This is a genomic window from Streptomyces sp. NPDC007856, assembly GCF_042868225.1.
Taxonomy (GTDB): domain Bacteria; phylum Actinomycetota; class Actinomycetes; order Streptomycetales; family Streptomycetaceae; genus Streptomyces.
The window spans coordinates 54,828-69,406 of record NZ_JBIAEC010000028.1; the positions used below are offsets into that span (position 1 = coordinate 54,828).

The following is a 14,579-nucleotide window of genomic DNA, read 5'->3' on the forward strand; positions in this document are numbered from 1 at the left end:
GCGCTTGGGACGTCGGCCCGTGCCGGCAATGTTTCGGTCTGGATCAGCTCAGTGGCCTGGCGGAAGGCGGCCTTCACGCGGCGCGGACATGAGGTAGGCGAGCACGGCCAGCACGCGGCGGTTGTCGTCGTCGGAGGGGGCGAGCTCCAGCTTGGCGAAGATGCTGGTGCTGTGCTTGGACACGGCTTTCTCGCTGATGAAGAGCCGGTTCGCGATGGCGCTGTTGGAGCGTCCCTCGGCCATGAGTTCAAGCACTTGGCGTTCCCGCTCGGTAAGCCTGGAGAGGGTTTCGCGTTCGCCACGGCTGCGGCGGCCGAGCAGTTTGGTGACCACTTCGGGGTCCATGACCGTGCCACCCGCCGCGACCGTACGAATCACGTCGACGAACTGGTCGTCGCTGAACACCCGGTCCTTGAGCAGGTAACCGACCCCTCCGGCCTGGTCGGCGAGCAACTCCTGGGCGTAGATCTGCTCGACGTATTGCGAGAGCAGCAGGATCGGCAGCCCGGGTATCCGTTCCCGGGCGGACAGCGCCGCACGCAGCCCGTCGTCGGTGTGGGTGGGCGGCAGCCTGATGTCCACGATCGCCAGGTCCGGCCGGAACTCCAGCAGCGCACCGAGCAGGCCCGGCGCGCTGTCGGTGGCCGCCACGATCTCGAACCCACGCGCCTTGAGGAGCCTGACAAGCCCCTCCCGGAGCAGGAAGAGATCCTCCGCGACGACTATGCGCACGGCACCTCCATGACCACGATCGTCGGCCCCCCAGGCGGGCTGCTGACCGCCAGGATGCCGTCGAAGGCCGCCAGCCGTCGCTCCACCCCGGCCAGCCCGGTGCCCCGGGCCGGATCCGCGCCGCCCACCCCGTCGTCGACCACCTCGATGCGCAGCAGCCCGTCCGTGTGGGTCATGCGGACCTGCAGGCCGTGCGCCGAGGCGTGCCGGACGGCGTTGGTGACCACCTCGGCGACGGCGAAGTAGCAGGCCGACTCCAGCGGTGCGGAGAGCCGTTCGGGCAGATCGATCTCGGTATCGCACGGCAGGGGCAGGTCCAGTGCGAGTGCCCGGACCGCCTCGCCCAGGCCCCGGTCGGCCAGCATCGGCGGGTGCATCCCTCTGATCAGGCCGCGCAGTTCCTCCAGTGCCGCCGCCGAGGCGACGCGGGCCTCCACGACCAGTGCGGCGGCTTCGTGCGGATCGCTGAGGATCATCTCCTCGGCGACCCGGAGGTTCATCCCGATGGTGACCAGCCGCCCCTGCGCGCCGTCGTGCAGGTCCCGCTCGATCCTGCGCAGCTCCGCGGCCGCGGAGCTGACCGCATCGGCCCGCGTCTCCGTCAGCTCCCGTACCCGCCGGGTCAGCGCCGGATCCGGACCCCGCCCCAACAGCCGCCTGGCATCCGGCAACACGGTCGGCGGCAGCAGCCAGAGCCCGAGGGCCAGCAGCACTGCCCCCTGGATCCCGCCGAGGACCGACGCATGGTGGGCCGTCTCCACGGGGAGCAACGGCGCCGGCCCGCGCGGGGAGCCGAACTTCTGCACCACCACCAGGGATTGCCCGAACCCGCTCTGAGCGACGTCGTACACCCCGATCCCCACCAGCCCCAGGGTCGCCAGATCCGCCGCCGCCCTCGGCCACCGCACCAGCCCGCCCACGACGGCAGCCAACAGCGCCAGCCCCACTAGGTAACCCAGCACTGACGGCCCGATCCCGGTGCCCGGCGACGCGGACTGCCACAGATCGAGGCCGAGCAGGTCACCGGTCATCACCACGACGGCGGGCAGCAGCAGGGCCCAGCGCGCGGACCTCGACGCGTCGGCTGCGGCCAGACGCGCGGGCCTGCCGCTCGCCAGCCAGCGCAAAGCCGCACCGGCGAAGGCGGCGAGTACCGGGACGCTCACACAGCCCACCAGGACGTTCAGCAATGTCGGCCCATAGCCAGCAGAGGAATGCGTGAGCCAGTACGTCCACTCCAGCAGTTCCCCGGTCACCGCCGCGACCACGGGCAGCACCCACCGCCTGGGGGCGCGCGCCGAGCGGAGCAGCACGGTGGCCAGCAGGCCGGCCATCAGCAGTGCCGCCGGGAGCAGCCCGCCTGGTTCCAGTTCCGGCACGGTGACGACGTAGCCGGCCCCTCCGGTGGAGTTGTGCAGGGCGAGCAGCAGAGCCGGCACACTGCCGTACGCGGCCGTACCCACCAGCCCTGCCACGACGGGCCAGCCAATCCGCCCGGCCGGTCGCGCCGTACGCGTCGGCCGGTCCCGTGCCTGCTCAGCCCTGAAGGCCAGCACAGCGCAGACCGCGGTCAACGTCACTAGCACGCCCGCCGGCCAAGGCGCCGCCCCGTGCACCGGAAACGGCCACATATCCGCCCCCCGTCTCGTCATCCAGGCCACGCGCTGTGGCCTGGAGATCATGCTGCTGCGCGGGACCAGCAAGCACCATGGGCTGAAACCCACTTTTGAGGTAGGCAAACACCTACCCCGGCCAGACCGGGGAGCGCACGGAGACCGAACGAAATAGCGCCCGAGCCGACCGAAGCCGCCCGGACGCTGTTGAGCAGGTCGGGGGCCGTACCCTCGCCTACCTCCAGTAGGCCCTGTGGGACTCGAACCCACAACCAGTGGATTAAAAGTCCTGGTCGAGGTGTGCCGAGTTGTCCCGGACGGCACCCCGCTGTCCGGAACCACCTGGTCAGGCCATAGGTCGAGGCTTGCAGAGTCCGCTCAGTGACGCCTCGTGCCGCAGCGTCCGCTCACGCATCGCTCACGCAAGCACCCCCGCTGACCAGCAGACCTTCCCTGTTGCCCAAGAACCGGACGATCCAGCTACGCGGCCTGGCGCCGGCCGCCCTGAGAACCAGATAAGAGCTCAACCAAGCGACGGTCCGATCCGGTGCGACTTCGTACGACCGTTACGGCCGACGAGGCCCCGGAACATGTACGCCAGGATTACACATGGGATCGTCTACGTTACTCGTAATCCAAGCTGCATGATCGTCTGGAGCGGGATCGACCGAAACCTTGTTATCCCGCACGGTTATACGTAGGGATCCAGCACAGCAGCGATTTCCATATGTGCCAGCAGACGGCCGTTTGAGTAGATGATTTGCTGGAACTACAGGCACCTCACCGGCGTGACAATTTGGCGACAACTGCGTGCAAGCGACTCGCGCTCCGGGCAGCGACACACCAATCTGGTCAATCACCTCACGCAATGGGTTTCTGAACGAACCGCGCCCCATTGAAAAAACTACGACAGAAGGCTCTACAACTTCACACAATCGCTTGGCGAGCTCCCGCTCAGACTCTGCGCCGCTATGTCCGCCATGATGGGGATAAACCAAAACATCGGCCGTCGCGTCCTTGGGTCGAACCAGCATCTTTTCGAGACCCATCGCGTCAAGATCTCCGGGCAGCAGTAGCGTCGGGTGTCCATCCAATAAGATACGCAAGACGACCGACAAACCATTTGTGCTTATCTCCGGACGCACAACCCCGGCTCTGCCTGTTCCGTGGCCGATGTCGAGCAGCGACGGATGCAGGACGTCGATACCTACTCGCCCAAAGGATAGCTCCAAATCCTGTTCATCACAGATTCCCATACGGGTTTTGAGCCTGCCATCGCGCCTCAACCGAGACAGCAACACCAAAAGAGATTAATTGCATCTAGCACCACGCATTTACGGATTCTGCCAGCCATCCAATGAAACCTCCGGACCGCCATACAGGTAGCGTCGGAGGGCGCTCTCTGTCGTATCGACGAACTCCTCAGGGATAGCGCCTACATCGACCCACCTGACTTGTGCGTGCTTGCGCGGCTCGCGGTTCTCGGGTTCGCCGGTCCATTCGTGGGCAACGAAGACCACGGTGAGGAAACCGTTGGGAGCTTCGACCCCCCAGGCACCGTGAATGATGTGGGCGACCTTCAGGGACTCCGGCTTCACGGTCAGGCCGGTCTCCTCGTACAGCTCGCGCACCGCGGTATCAGTGATCGGCTCACCGGGCTCGCTCTTGCCGACGGGCAGGTCCCACATGCCCTGGGCGAACTTGGCGTTCTGACTGCGCTGGAGGAGGACGACGCGGTTGGTGGCCTTGTCGTGGACGATGACGGCGGCGACCAGCAGGGTCATGGATTCGAGGGCGGGCGGCAGGGCTTTGGGCTGATCGTCGGTGTTCGGCTGAGCCACGGTTGGTGTCCCTTCGTCGGCCGGTTGATGGGCAGCTTAGGCCAGTGCTTCGCGTGCGCGACGGGCCAGTTCGGCCGCCCCTGGCACCCTGCGGCGCTGGTAGATGGCGAGGGTGGAACGGAGTGAAGTGATCGCCTTGCGGGTGCGGTCTGAGGTCATGCCCTCCATGAGGGTCAGGGCCTGGGACCAGGCGGCGACGGCTTCGTCGGCTCGTGCTTGGGCGGCGAGGCTGTCGCCGAGGTCGGCGTAGGTGAGGGCGTGGACCCGCTTGTACTTCTGCGGGTCCCAGCGGACCAGGGCGTCGCGGTGCTGCTGCTCGGTGCCGACGTGGTCGGCGAGGTCGGTCAAGGTGCGGGCGGTGTGACTGGCGACGGTGCCGGCGGCCGGGCCGCTGACTCGGGAGTAGCTCGGTTGTGGGCCGTCGTCGCGTAGGAGGGCATCTTCGGCGGCGAGCAGGGCGCGGGCCGCTGCGGGCTTTTCGCCCACGGCGGCGTACGCGCGGGCGTGGGTAATGTGGAGCAGCGCCTCGGTCTGGCCGTCGACGCGGCCCAGGCCGCGGGTCAGTGCGCCCTCGACGAGGTCGACGCAGTGGTGGGGTTGCTTGAGGCTGAGAGCCTGGTGGGCGAGGGCGCGCATCATCCAGGCGGCGTGACCATGCGGGTCGGCCTCGCAGGCGAGTTGGTAGCCGACCTGGTAGTAGCGCTGGGCGGCACCTTCCTGGCCGAGATCGTGGTGCTTCCAGCCCGCGAGATAGGCGAGTTCTGCGACCGCTCCGAAGGCTGCCTGGCGTAAGGCTTCGTTCGGGAACCGTCCGCGGAGCATGGGGGCGGCGGTGTCGGCGAGATACGCGGTGACGGTGGTGAGTCCATGGCCGCCTCCGAGACGCTCGTCGGCGGCGCTGAAAGCTGCGGTGATCTGGCGTACGACGTCCACGTCCTCCGCACCGACCAGGGAGCTACCGGTCCGGGCTCGGAGCATGCGGGCCGTGGCTTCGTGGTCATAGGCAAGGGGCATGGCGACGCCGGCTGCGGTGAAGGCGGCCACGGCCAGGAAGCGTCGGCGTTCGACATCGGCACGGCCCAGGTCGGTCGCGGCGAGGACGGGATCGGCCTGCTCGGTCGGTGCCTCGCCTCCGCGGAGACCAATCTCCGTTTCAGTGATCGTGCGGCCTGCTCGCCGGGACAGTGCCTCGGCGAGGTACCGGGCGGTCCGGCCGGTCGGCTGCCGGTTGCCGTTCACCCAATGGGAGACAGCCGACTTGTTGGTCTGGAGGGTCTGGCCGTTCTCGGCAGCGATGCGTCGGATGTCCTTCGCTAGAGCCTCAAAGGTGCAGCCCGTCGCCTCGATGGTCTCGCGCAGGCGGGAGTTGGGTTCTCTCTGCGCTGCCACGATCGCCTCCGCTCCGGAGCTGTAACCGCGTATACCGCTTCAACTGCCTCTCACCGTACCCACTGTGCGTGACGGCGTGTTCACTGAATATCAGCCGCCCGGCACGGTCCGACACCGTGACCAGGCTCCCCCCTTCGGCCGGGCGGCTCCCCGAAGTTCCGTACGCCCTCTCGTGGTTCGGGCATGCCTGTGCCCGAACCCGGCCGATCAGAGACGGAGACACGGTGACCACCATCGACACCACGGCCATCACGGTCGAGCTGCCCCAGGCGTTCGACGAACGCTGGTGCCGCCTGCCGGGCATCCAGGTCGACGGCCGGCGCATCACGATCGACCCGGCCCAGTACTTCTTCCGCTTCGAGTCCAACACCTGGCTCGTCGCCGACTGGGAGCTGGTCAAGTCCAAGCTCCTGGACGTAGAGGAGACCACCGAGAGCGCGGTCGAGCAGCTCGCCCTGGACTTCATCAAGGCCCACGCCGAGTCCACCTCGGACGCCGCCCGCGTGTTGGCCACCGCCTACGAGGTGTACGCCTACCTGTTCCGCGACGAGCACCTCGCCGGACTCGGCCTGCCCCAGATCACCGCCGAGCACCTGCGGATGCTGCGCGAGGCGGCCACGCTGATGGCGCTCAACAAGGTCGAGCTGGACGGGCACATCGCCAACGTCGGCCCGTGCTGGTTCTTCCCGGCCGCCACCTCGGTCGTCTTCGACCTGGACGACGAGATGGGCGGGATGCTGGACGAGGTCTACCACGGCGGCTGGTTCAACGAGCACCGCCGCATTGAGTCCATCAAGGCCCACGCCGCCCTTGGCGGCCGGCTCGTGCACGGCTGCCAGTCCGTGCCGGACCAGTCCGGCGGCGTCGTCGCGCCCTACGGTGCGTCGATGGCCGCCTTCCGCGACGACCTCGCGGCCTTCAAGGCCGGCTGGATCGAGCAGGTCTACGCCCACCGCGTCAGCCCTGCCGCGTAGCACCCGCACCGCACACCAGGCTCCGGGGCGGGCAGGCACTTCTCGCCCGCCCCGGACGCCACCACCGCACTGGAGAGCCCTTCATGGACGCGACCCTCAACGCCGATCTCCTGGACAACCTACTGATCCTCGCCAACCGCACCTGCGCATCGCGTGACCAGGTGCGCGTCTGGTCCATGTCCGGCGTCGAGCGACTGACCTTCACCGACGGCAGCACCGCCATCTTCAAGTACGCCAGGAGTCCCTTCGACAGGGAGGACCAGGCACTCCGGTTGGCAAAAACGCTCGGCGTCCCCGTTCCCTCCGTTAACGCCTCCGCAGTCCTGGACGGCTGGCTCGGGATGCTGCTGGAAGACCTCGGCGCTCCCATCCGCGAAGCCGACGACCTCGACGGCGCCGCCGCAGCCGTGGTCCTGCACCGCACCCGCACAGCCGCGGCCCTGCCGGTCCTCGATCAGGAAGGTCTGCGCGGCCTCCCGGCGCGTGCCCTGGAACACCTCGGCCACCTGCGCAAGGCCGACCGGTGGGACGACACCCACGACATCGAGGACGCTCTCGACCGCATCGCCCAAGCCGCCGAGGCGCGCTCGGCCGGTGCCACGGTCGGCCCGTTCGGCTGGGTGCACTCCGAGTTCCACCCCACCAGCCTCCACATCGGCCGGCGCGGCTGGCGGCTGCTGGACTTCGCACGCGCCTTCACCGGCCCCGGCCTGCTCGACCTCGCCAGCTGGCACGGGACTATCGACGACCCCGACCCCGTACGTCTGCGCGTCTTCCTGGAGACGTACGTCACCGAGGGTGGCACCCCTGACGCCCTCGCCGAGCGTGGCGGGCTTCCGGCGGAGAAGTGGGCGCTGGGCTGGCACCGCGTCTGGGCCGTCGAGTGGTTCATGGAGCTGTCCATCCGCTGGATCAACGACCCGGCCACAGACCCCGCCTACATCAAGGCCGTACGCCGGCACCTCACCGACGTCCTCCACCTCCTGGAGGTCTGACGTGCTTGCCGAGGCGTCCCCCTGGTACGTCCACGCGCTCCAGCGCACCACGGCCACCCCCGCCGAGCCCCTGTCCGTCCCCGGGCGGATGGAATGGACTACACGGCGCGGCAGCGGACCCGGCGCCGAAATCCTCGCACCGGATCTGCGCCGCAAGCGACTGCTGGAACTCGGCTGCGGCCCCGGCCACAACGCCGCCCACCTCGCCACCCGCTACGGCGCCCACGTCACCGGCGTCGACCTCGTCGGCCTACAGGTCCGCCGAGCCCGCTCCCACTACGGACGGCTGAACAACCTCACCTTCGTCGCCGGACACGCCCTGCACTACCTGCAAGCCTCCGACGAGCGCTTCGACGCGATCTACTCCGTCTTCGGAGCGATCGGCCTCGTTGCCCCTGAGCTTCTGCTCCCGGCCATCGCCCAGCACCTCAAACCCGGATGCACCCTCGCCTTCTCCGTCCCCCACCCTCAGCGGGGCGGCAGGCGCCCTTCCACCGATGACCGGCCCGGCCGCGACTACGTCACCCTCCCTGACCGCACGCGCCTGCCCATCGCGCGCTGGGAGTTCGACGCGGAACGCTGGGAGAAGCACCTCGGACGAGCGGGTCTCTGGCTCGCCTCGGCCCAGGAATTCCACGACGCCCGCCACGGCCTCTGGCCCACCACCCTGCTGATCACCGCGCGCAAGCTCTGACCCCAGCCCCCGGCCCCCTGGGAGAACCCGATGCGCCCGCCCTACCTACTTCTCGACATCGACGGCGTCCTCATCCCCTTCCCGGACGCAGAAGGAACCGGCCCCGAGACCCACACCCGCCACGACGTCATACCCACCGGCCGAACCGCCGACAACCCAGTCACCATCTGGCTCAACCCAGCCCACGGTCCCCTGCTCATGCACGTGATCCGAACCGGCCTGGTCACCCCCGTCTGGTGCACCAGCTGGCGGCAGGACGCCACCACGCTCATCGGCCCGCTCCTCGGCCTCCCGCCCCTGCCACACGTCGAGCTGCCACGTCCGCAGATCACGACCAGCCACCCCAACGGCTACCTGTGGAAACGCGACCACCTCGACGCCTGGCTCGGCGACGCGCCCGCCATCTGGATCGACGACGACTTCACCAACCTCGACCACGAATGGGCCAGGGAGCGCACCGCCCGTGGCCATGTCACCGCCCTCGTCCAGCCGGACCCGCACGTCGGGCTCCTGGCAGAGCACTTGGTCGAGGTCTTGGCTTGTGCAGCCCTGTTGCCCGTCGCACGGGCTGATGCCCCAGATGTCTCATGTGAAGCGAGGGTCGCCTAGACGATCTATTCCAAGGGGTCAGTGATCGTAGGCGATGCTCTTTAAGCATGTCGTCGGTCGTCGCTCGTCTCCGCAGGCACCCCTTGGAACACACCACCAGGAGGAATCAATGTCATACCCGCAACCGCTCACCCCCGAGGGGAAACTCGCCGACGCGAAGAAGCTGTTGAGCCTCCCGCGTATCGTCGTGATCTGCGGCTCCACCCGTTTCATGACCGAGATGACCGAGGCCGATCTGCGGGAGACGAAAGCCGGAAAGATTGTCGTCAAGCCGGGTTGCGACATGAAGTCGCCGCACGAACTTTGGTCCGATCCTGTCGAGGCCGAGGCGCTGAAGGTTCGGCTCGACGATCTACACCGGGCGAAGATCCGGCTCGCTGATGAGGTGCTCGTAGTCGGCGACTACATCGGAGACAGCACCCGAGCCGAAATTGCCTACGCCCGGTCGCTGGGCAAGCCCGTGCGGTTCACACACCCCGAAGTCGACCCCGCCGCCTGACCGCCCGCCCCGCACCCTCCGCAGGCACCCCTTGGAATTGATCATCTAGGGCGGCAAGACCCGGGAATCGCTGATGCCCTCGTCACTAGCAGGGAGCGAGGGCATCAGACTGACGGCTATGGCGGTAGACCGCAGGCCGTGTCGACCCCTAGCGACGCTGTCGGTGCCGCTGTCCGATAGGCATCGTTGCCGCAGCCGTGGTCTGGGGGCTGGGGCCCTGCTGGGCGGGGACCGAGCCAGCGATGGTCGAGCGTCGGCGGGCTGCCTCGGCTCGGCGGTTGGGTGCCGGGTTTCGGCCGGTGTGCTGAATGCGGGCGATGAGGACGCGGGCGGGTTGGCGGGCGGTGGTCAGTTCTCGCTCTGCGGCGGCATCCTTGAGGAGCTGGTGGGGCTGATGGCCGCGGGCTTCGGCGTCGGCGAGGACGGTGGCGAGTGCCGGCCAGGCCGGGTCGGTGAGGATCCGCTCGGCGTGGACGGGGACTGCCGCTCGTACGTCGCTGGCCAGGACGCCACGCGCTTGCTCCCTGGGGGGCCATGCCGCGAGTTCGGTGAGCGTCGGGGCGAGGGCGTGGTCGGCTGCGGTCTGGAGGTGCTGGACGGCCTGGCGGGCCGCTTCGGCCTGGTGGGCGTGGTTCTTCGCTTCGTGCCAGCGTCCGGCGACGATGGTGGCCCAGACGAGACCAGCGAGCAGGGCGGCGAGTGCGCTGCCGTCGGGGCCGGTGGCGGTGTAAACGATGTCGCGGGCCGCGAGGCGCAGGGCGTGGGCGGCGCGGTCTTCGGCGCGAATCCGGGAGCGCTGGGCCCGGGCGAACGCCTTGGAGGCGGTCTGGAGTTCGGCACGCAGGTTGGCGGGTGCCTTCTGGGCGGTGGCTTCAATCAGTTCGCCGAGGGCTGCGAGGTGGGCTTGGGCGTGGGTGTCCTCTGCGAGGTCGGCGTGGAGGGTGTCGAGTGCGTCGGTGGCCTGGTGCCAGGGGGTGTTGGGGCGGTTGCGGCGGGCGGTGGGGTGCTCTTCGGGCTGGCTGTATTCGAGGCGGGCCTTGATCTTGGGCAGGGAGAGGTCGGGAGCGATCTTGCCTCCGGAGTGGAAGATCTGTTCGCCGTTCTCGTTGAGGTCGCCGGGGCGGCCGACGGCGTAACCGAGGAGGTCTCCTGACGGGCCGCGCCGGGCCTTAACCTCGATGCCATCGGCTTCCAGGTAGGCGATGAATTCTTCGGCGCCTGTCACGTGGGGGATGGCGGCGCGGATGCGGTCCTGGAGCCACTCGCGGCTGGTCTGTTCGCAGCCGAGGCGTTCGGCCTTGTGCATCTCGGCCTGGGTGGGCCGGCGGGCACCGGTGCGGTCGCCCTTCTTCAGCCGGCGCAGCCCGTAGTCCTTCTCGATCTCGCGGCAGGCGTCACCGACGCGCAGGCCGCTGTCGTGGAGTTTGGGGCGGCGGCCGTCTTCACGGACGGTGGTGGCGAGGATGTGGATGTGGTCGTCGGCGTGGCGTACGGCGATCCAGCGGCAGGCCAGGTCGTCGTCGGCGGGGGCGATGCCGGCCGCCTCGACGATGCGCTGGGGGATCTCGGCCCACTCGACGTCGGAGAGGTAGCGGTCCTCGGGGGCGGCGCGGACGGGGCAGTGCCAGACGTGGTCGGTGACCTTCTGGCCGAACTCGTTGTTGCGCAGGCGTACGGGTTCGTCGAGGTGTCGGGCGAGTTCGGTGAGGGTGGCGTTCTCGTCGCGGCCGGGGTCGGGCATGCCGAGTATGGCGAATCCGGCGACGATGTGCGGGTCGAGGTGTTCGTCGTTGCGGCCGGGGCCGTAGAGGTAGGCGAGCAGGCCGCGGGTGTTGGCTCCGGACGGTTTGATGGCGGCGATCACGCGGCTGCCTCCGTCTCCGGATCGGCGGGCTGGCGCAGGGCCTCGGCGATCAGCTCCAGCAGGTCGTGGAGCTCGGTCAGGCGCTGGCGGATGTCGGGCGGGGTCTGGTCGCTGTTGAGGGCTCGGGCGATCTGGTTGACGTTGACGCCGATCCGGTTGAGCTGGCGCAGGACCTGAGCGCGGAAGACGTGGGTGCGGCGGCGGTCCTCGGACAGGGGCAGATTGGCAGTGAACCGTCCGGTGACGAAGGCGAGGACGATGTCGGCGGCGAAACCAGACTCGCCCTTGTAGCCGTGCTGGGTCGCTGCCTCCTGAAGCTGGGTGTGCTCGTCGTCGGTGAAGCGCAGGGGGCCGACTCGGACGACGCGCTTGGTGCCGGTGAAGCGGCGGATCGTGGGCTGCACTTTCTGCACGGCGGGCTCGCCGACTGTGGTCTCGGCGGCATGGACGGGGCGAAGGACTTCGCGCTGGGCGGCATGGAGCGTGTCCGGGCCGGGGCTGCCTTCGGCCCCGCCCTCCTGGTCCTGCGCCCCCTGGCGCTGGGCCGTCTCCGCCACCCCCGGGGCGGAGACCCCCGAAGACCGGCCTTGAGTCGGACTCGGGGTACTACTGGCTCCGCCGGGGGCATCCCGTCCGAACGCACGCCGCAGACGGTTCATCAGCGTAGGGGACTTCGTCAGCGGTATGGGCACGTCGTGAGTGTCTTTGGGGCGGTGCGGGTCGTGCGTCACGGGCGGTGCTCCGGGAGAGGTGGGGAAGGCGGGCAGTTCCGCAGGAGGGGGCGGCGGAGTGGGGGCGGTCACCGCCTCGTCCACAGATGTGGATAAGCGGGCGGCGAGCGAGACGGGTGGCCGACTGGCCGGGGTGACCGGAAGGGTTCCGGTCACCCCGTGGGGATTCCGGTCAGCTGCTGTCCGGACCGGTCTCGGCGGCGGCTTCGCTCTCGGTCCGGAGGATGTCCATCACGTCGGTCTGCCGTTCGCTGCTGATCGTCAGCCCCTTGGCCTTAACGGCCTTTCGGAGTAGTGACCGGGTGAGCGTGCCGTGTTCGGCGAGGGCGATCCGGCCGATCTCCACGAGTTCGTCAAGCGTGGCGCTGGGCGGGCGGCCGCCGCGCGGCCTGTTCTCGGCAACGGCGGTCGGTGGCATGGTCGGCTGGGCGGGCTCGGCCGGTGGCTCGGCGAGCGTGGCGGGGACGGTGACCGGTGGTTCTGGCACCGGAGCCGGTGCGGGTTCCGGATGGCCCGCAGGCTGGTCGACGAGCTGGTGGATCTGCCGCATCAGGACGCCGAAGGCCAGCAGGGCTGCGGTCGGGGGGACCGCGGCGACCACGTAGTCGAGCAGTGGCACGGTGCCCGCGCTGCCGGTGCCGTTGACTCCGGCAACGTTGCGCGCGATGGAGCCGACCGATCCGGTGGCTGTAAGGGCGATCGCCCACCTGTCGGTCACCCGGCGCAGGCCCGCGCGGAGCATGAGCAGTTCGCCCGCGACGATGAAGGCGTCCAGGGTCGCCGGCCAGGCCCAGCGGCGGGTGGGAGAGCTGCGCAGCCCGTGCTGTCCGGCGACCTCGGCGAGGTGTGCGTACGACAGCCAGAATCCGCTGATGGTGAGGGCGACGATGACGACTCCGGCCGCACTGAACGTGTACCGCTCGATGTCCTGCTTGGTCATCGACAGCCGTCCTCCGTCGGGGTGGTGTCCCCGACGGGTGGGTGTGGGTGTGGGTGTGGGGGTGGTGAGGGCCAAGCGGGGTGCTCCTGGGTGTTGCCGGTGTGATCCGTCTTGCCGTCTTGGCCGTTGCAAGCGCAGGTCAGGGCCGGTACGGCAGGGGCGTGGATGTGCCGTACCGGCGGCGTTCGGGCTCTTCCCGCGTGTGCGGTGCGGCCTGACGGCGGGCGATCGGCCGATTGCTCTCGGCGTGCCCCTGCCGGTCAGGACGGCACTGCTACGTGGTGCCGTCCTGACCGGCGGGGCTTTGACCTGCGGTGATACGGCGGGGACGCGTGGGACGGCACAAGACGGATCCGGGCGGCGTCTTCCCGGCGGCAGCGATCACGATGATCGAGTTGCCGTCTTGTCCCCGGTTGCCGTCTTGCCTGCATGCCGTTTGACCTGCGGGATCACGGCAGGGACGGCAGGGACGCCCACCGGGGGTGCGGGGCTCAGTCTGCGGCGGGGGCGGCAGGCTCGGTGTCCACTGGGTGGACAGTGGGGCAGTAGCGCCTCCAGGCGTCGAGGAACTTGTTGCGCATGTAACCCTTGCGCTGGGTTCCGTCGGCGAGGCGGACGTTGCCTGGCCTGATGTCGAACGGCCGCAGCATGTCCGACAGGTTGCGGGACGTCAGCCCGTGGCGTCCCCATTCCGCCCACGGGCTCTCGGTGTTCTGCAGCAGATGGTGCAGCAGCTCCTCTGTGGAGAGGCTGTCGACCTCCCTTTGGGCGAAGAAGATCCGTCGGATGTCGGCGAGGATCCGTGCCCCACCGGGCTGCTCCTCCTCGACCTCGACCTCGGCGGTGACCATCCGCGCGCACGCCTCGCGGGCGCGACGGGGCCAGGGCCCGGCGGCCAGGTCGGCGACGATGACCAGTGGCTCCCAGGGTCTGGACGCCGGAGCAGACCGGCGCCTTCCTCGACTTCGTGGCCGATGACCGGCTGTACGCCATGTGGCATCTGATCGCCTTCCGCGGCCTGCGTCGCGGTGAGGCGTGCGGCCAGCCCTGGTCCGAGACCAACCTCGACCGGCACTCCCTCACCGTCACCGGCCAACTCGTCCAGGACGGGTGGGAGGTCGAGGCATCCGAACCGAAGACCGACAGTGGCTTCCGCGTCGTAGCCCTGGACGACGACACCGTCGGCGTCCTCGAACGGCACCGCAAGCAGCAGGAGGCGGATCGCGAGGAATGGGGGTCGGCGTGGGTCGAGACGGGCCTCGTCTTCACCCAGGAAGACGGCTCATGGCTGCACCCCGGCAAGGTCACTGACCTCTTCGAACGACTCGTCACCACCTCCGGCCTCCCGCCGATCCGGCTGCACGACCTACGGCACGGCGCGGCCACGCTCATGCTCGCCGCCGGCATCGACGTGAAGATCGTGTCGGACACCCTCGGGCACAGCGATACCCGGGTCACGCGGGACATCTACCAGAGCGTCCTCCCCACGTCGGCAAGAGCGCCGCCGAGGCCACCGCGAAGCTGGTCCCGCTCCAGCGGAAGGCGGAGGCGGAGGAAGCCGCGCGCAAGGCGGAGATGGCCCGGAAGAAGGCCAAGCGCGCTAAGACGTCGTCTCATTTGGGGTGCTGGGTAGTCTGCACCGTGTGGTGATGGTCGAGCGCATGGTGCCGGATGAGTTGTGGGAGTTGTTCCAGCGGG

The 14,579-nt window shown here is 69.0% G+C and carries 12 protein-coding genes and 2 pseudogenes; 6 read left to right on the forward strand and 8 right to left on the reverse strand.

Annotated elements, in window-relative coordinates; all coding sequences use genetic code 11:
* Nucleotides 1-48: 48 nt before the first annotated feature.
* From ACFYOH_RS40205 to ACFYOH_RS40220, 4 genes are all read right to left on the reverse strand, one after another.
* Nucleotides 49-732: a LuxR C-terminal-related transcriptional regulator gene (locus ACFYOH_RS40205; protein ID WP_388636196.1), complete on the reverse strand. Its 684-nt coding sequence runs from the start codon at nt 730-732 to the stop codon at nt 49-51.
* The gene (locus ACFYOH_RS40210; RefSeq protein ID WP_388636198.1) at nt 723-2,207 is read right to left on the reverse strand and encodes a sensor histidine kinase; all 1,485 of its coding nucleotides are present in this window, start codon (nt 2,205-2,207) and stop codon (nt 723-725) included. The genes ACFYOH_RS40205 and ACFYOH_RS40210 overlap by 10 nt, the downstream gene beginning before the upstream one ends.
* A gap of 1,472 nt (nt 2,208-3,679) precedes the next feature.
* Nucleotides 3,680-4,186, reverse strand: coding sequence for an NUDIX domain-containing protein (locus ACFYOH_RS40215; RefSeq protein ID WP_388636200.1), 507 nt, complete (start codon nt 4,184-4,186; stop codon nt 3,680-3,682).
* A 36-nt stretch (nt 4,187-4,222) separates the two neighbouring features.
* Nucleotides 4,223-5,575: a tetratricopeptide repeat protein gene (locus ACFYOH_RS40220; RefSeq protein ID WP_388636202.1), complete on the reverse strand. Its 1,353-nt coding sequence runs from the start codon at nt 5,573-5,575 to the stop codon at nt 4,223-4,225.
* Nucleotides 5,576-5,799: 224 nt separating this feature from the next.
* On the opposite strand from ACFYOH_RS40220, the gene ACFYOH_RS40225 reads away from it, so the two are divergent.
* The 5 genes from ACFYOH_RS40225 (at nt 5,800) to ACFYOH_RS40245 (ending at nt 9,346) form a co-directional block, all read left to right on the forward strand.
* Entirely contained in the window at nt 5,800-6,549 is a 750-nt protein-coding gene (locus ACFYOH_RS40225; protein ID WP_388636204.1) for a hypothetical protein, read from the forward strand.
* Nucleotides 6,550-6,632: 83 nt separating this feature from the next.
* Entirely contained in the window at nt 6,633-7,544 is a 912-nt protein-coding gene (locus tag ACFYOH_RS40230; protein WP_388636206.1) for an aminoglycoside phosphotransferase family protein, read from the forward strand.
* Nucleotide 7,545: 1 nt separating this feature from the next.
* Nucleotides 7,546-8,238: a class I SAM-dependent methyltransferase gene (locus ACFYOH_RS40235; RefSeq protein WP_388636208.1), complete on the forward strand. Its 693-nt coding sequence runs from the start codon at nt 7,546-7,548 to the stop codon at nt 8,236-8,238.
* Between the two features lie 30 nt (nt 8,239-8,268).
* Entirely contained in the window at nt 8,269-8,847 is a 579-nt protein-coding gene (locus tag ACFYOH_RS40240) for an HAD domain-containing protein (RefSeq protein ID WP_388636210.1), read from the forward strand.
* A gap of 109 nt (nt 8,848-8,956) precedes the next feature.
* Entirely contained in the window at nt 8,957-9,346 is a 390-nt protein-coding gene (locus ACFYOH_RS40245; protein ID WP_388636212.1) for a hypothetical protein, read from the forward strand.
* A 148-nt stretch (nt 9,347-9,494) separates the two neighbouring features.
* Here the strand turns inward: ACFYOH_RS40245 and ACFYOH_RS40250 are convergent, their stop codons facing one another.
* The 4 genes and pseudogenes from ACFYOH_RS40250 to ACFYOH_RS40265 all read right to left on the reverse strand — a co-directional run.
* The gene (locus tag ACFYOH_RS40250) at nt 9,495-11,210 is read right to left on the reverse strand and encodes a relaxase/mobilization nuclease domain-containing protein (protein WP_388636214.1); all 1,716 of its coding nucleotides are present in this window, start codon (nt 11,208-11,210) and stop codon (nt 9,495-9,497) included.
* On the reverse strand, nt 11,207-11,767 hold the full coding sequence (locus ACFYOH_RS40255; RefSeq protein ID WP_388636216.1) for a MobC family plasmid mobilization relaxosome protein: 561 nt from the start codon (nt 11,765-11,767) through the stop codon (nt 11,207-11,209). Before ACFYOH_RS40255 ends, ACFYOH_RS40250 begins: the two co-directional genes overlap by 4 nt.
* Nucleotides 11,768-12,113: 346 nt before the next feature.
* Nucleotides 12,114-12,881, reverse strand: a complete 768-nt coding sequence (locus ACFYOH_RS40260; RefSeq protein ID WP_388636218.1) for a DUF2637 domain-containing protein — start codon at nt 12,879-12,881, stop codon at nt 12,114-12,116.
* A 491-nt stretch (nt 12,882-13,372) separates the two neighbouring features.
* Nucleotides 13,373-13,819: pseudogene (locus tag ACFYOH_RS40265) on the reverse strand (DUF3631 domain-containing protein); the annotation flags it as partial.
* Between ACFYOH_RS40265 and ACFYOH_RS40270 the strand changes: the two are divergent.
* Nucleotides 13,795-14,531, forward strand: a pseudogene (locus ACFYOH_RS40270) (site-specific integrase); the annotation flags it as partial. The pseudogenes ACFYOH_RS40265 and ACFYOH_RS40270 sit on opposite strands and share 25 nt — an antisense overlap.
* Nucleotides 14,532-14,579: the final 48 nt, after the last annotated feature.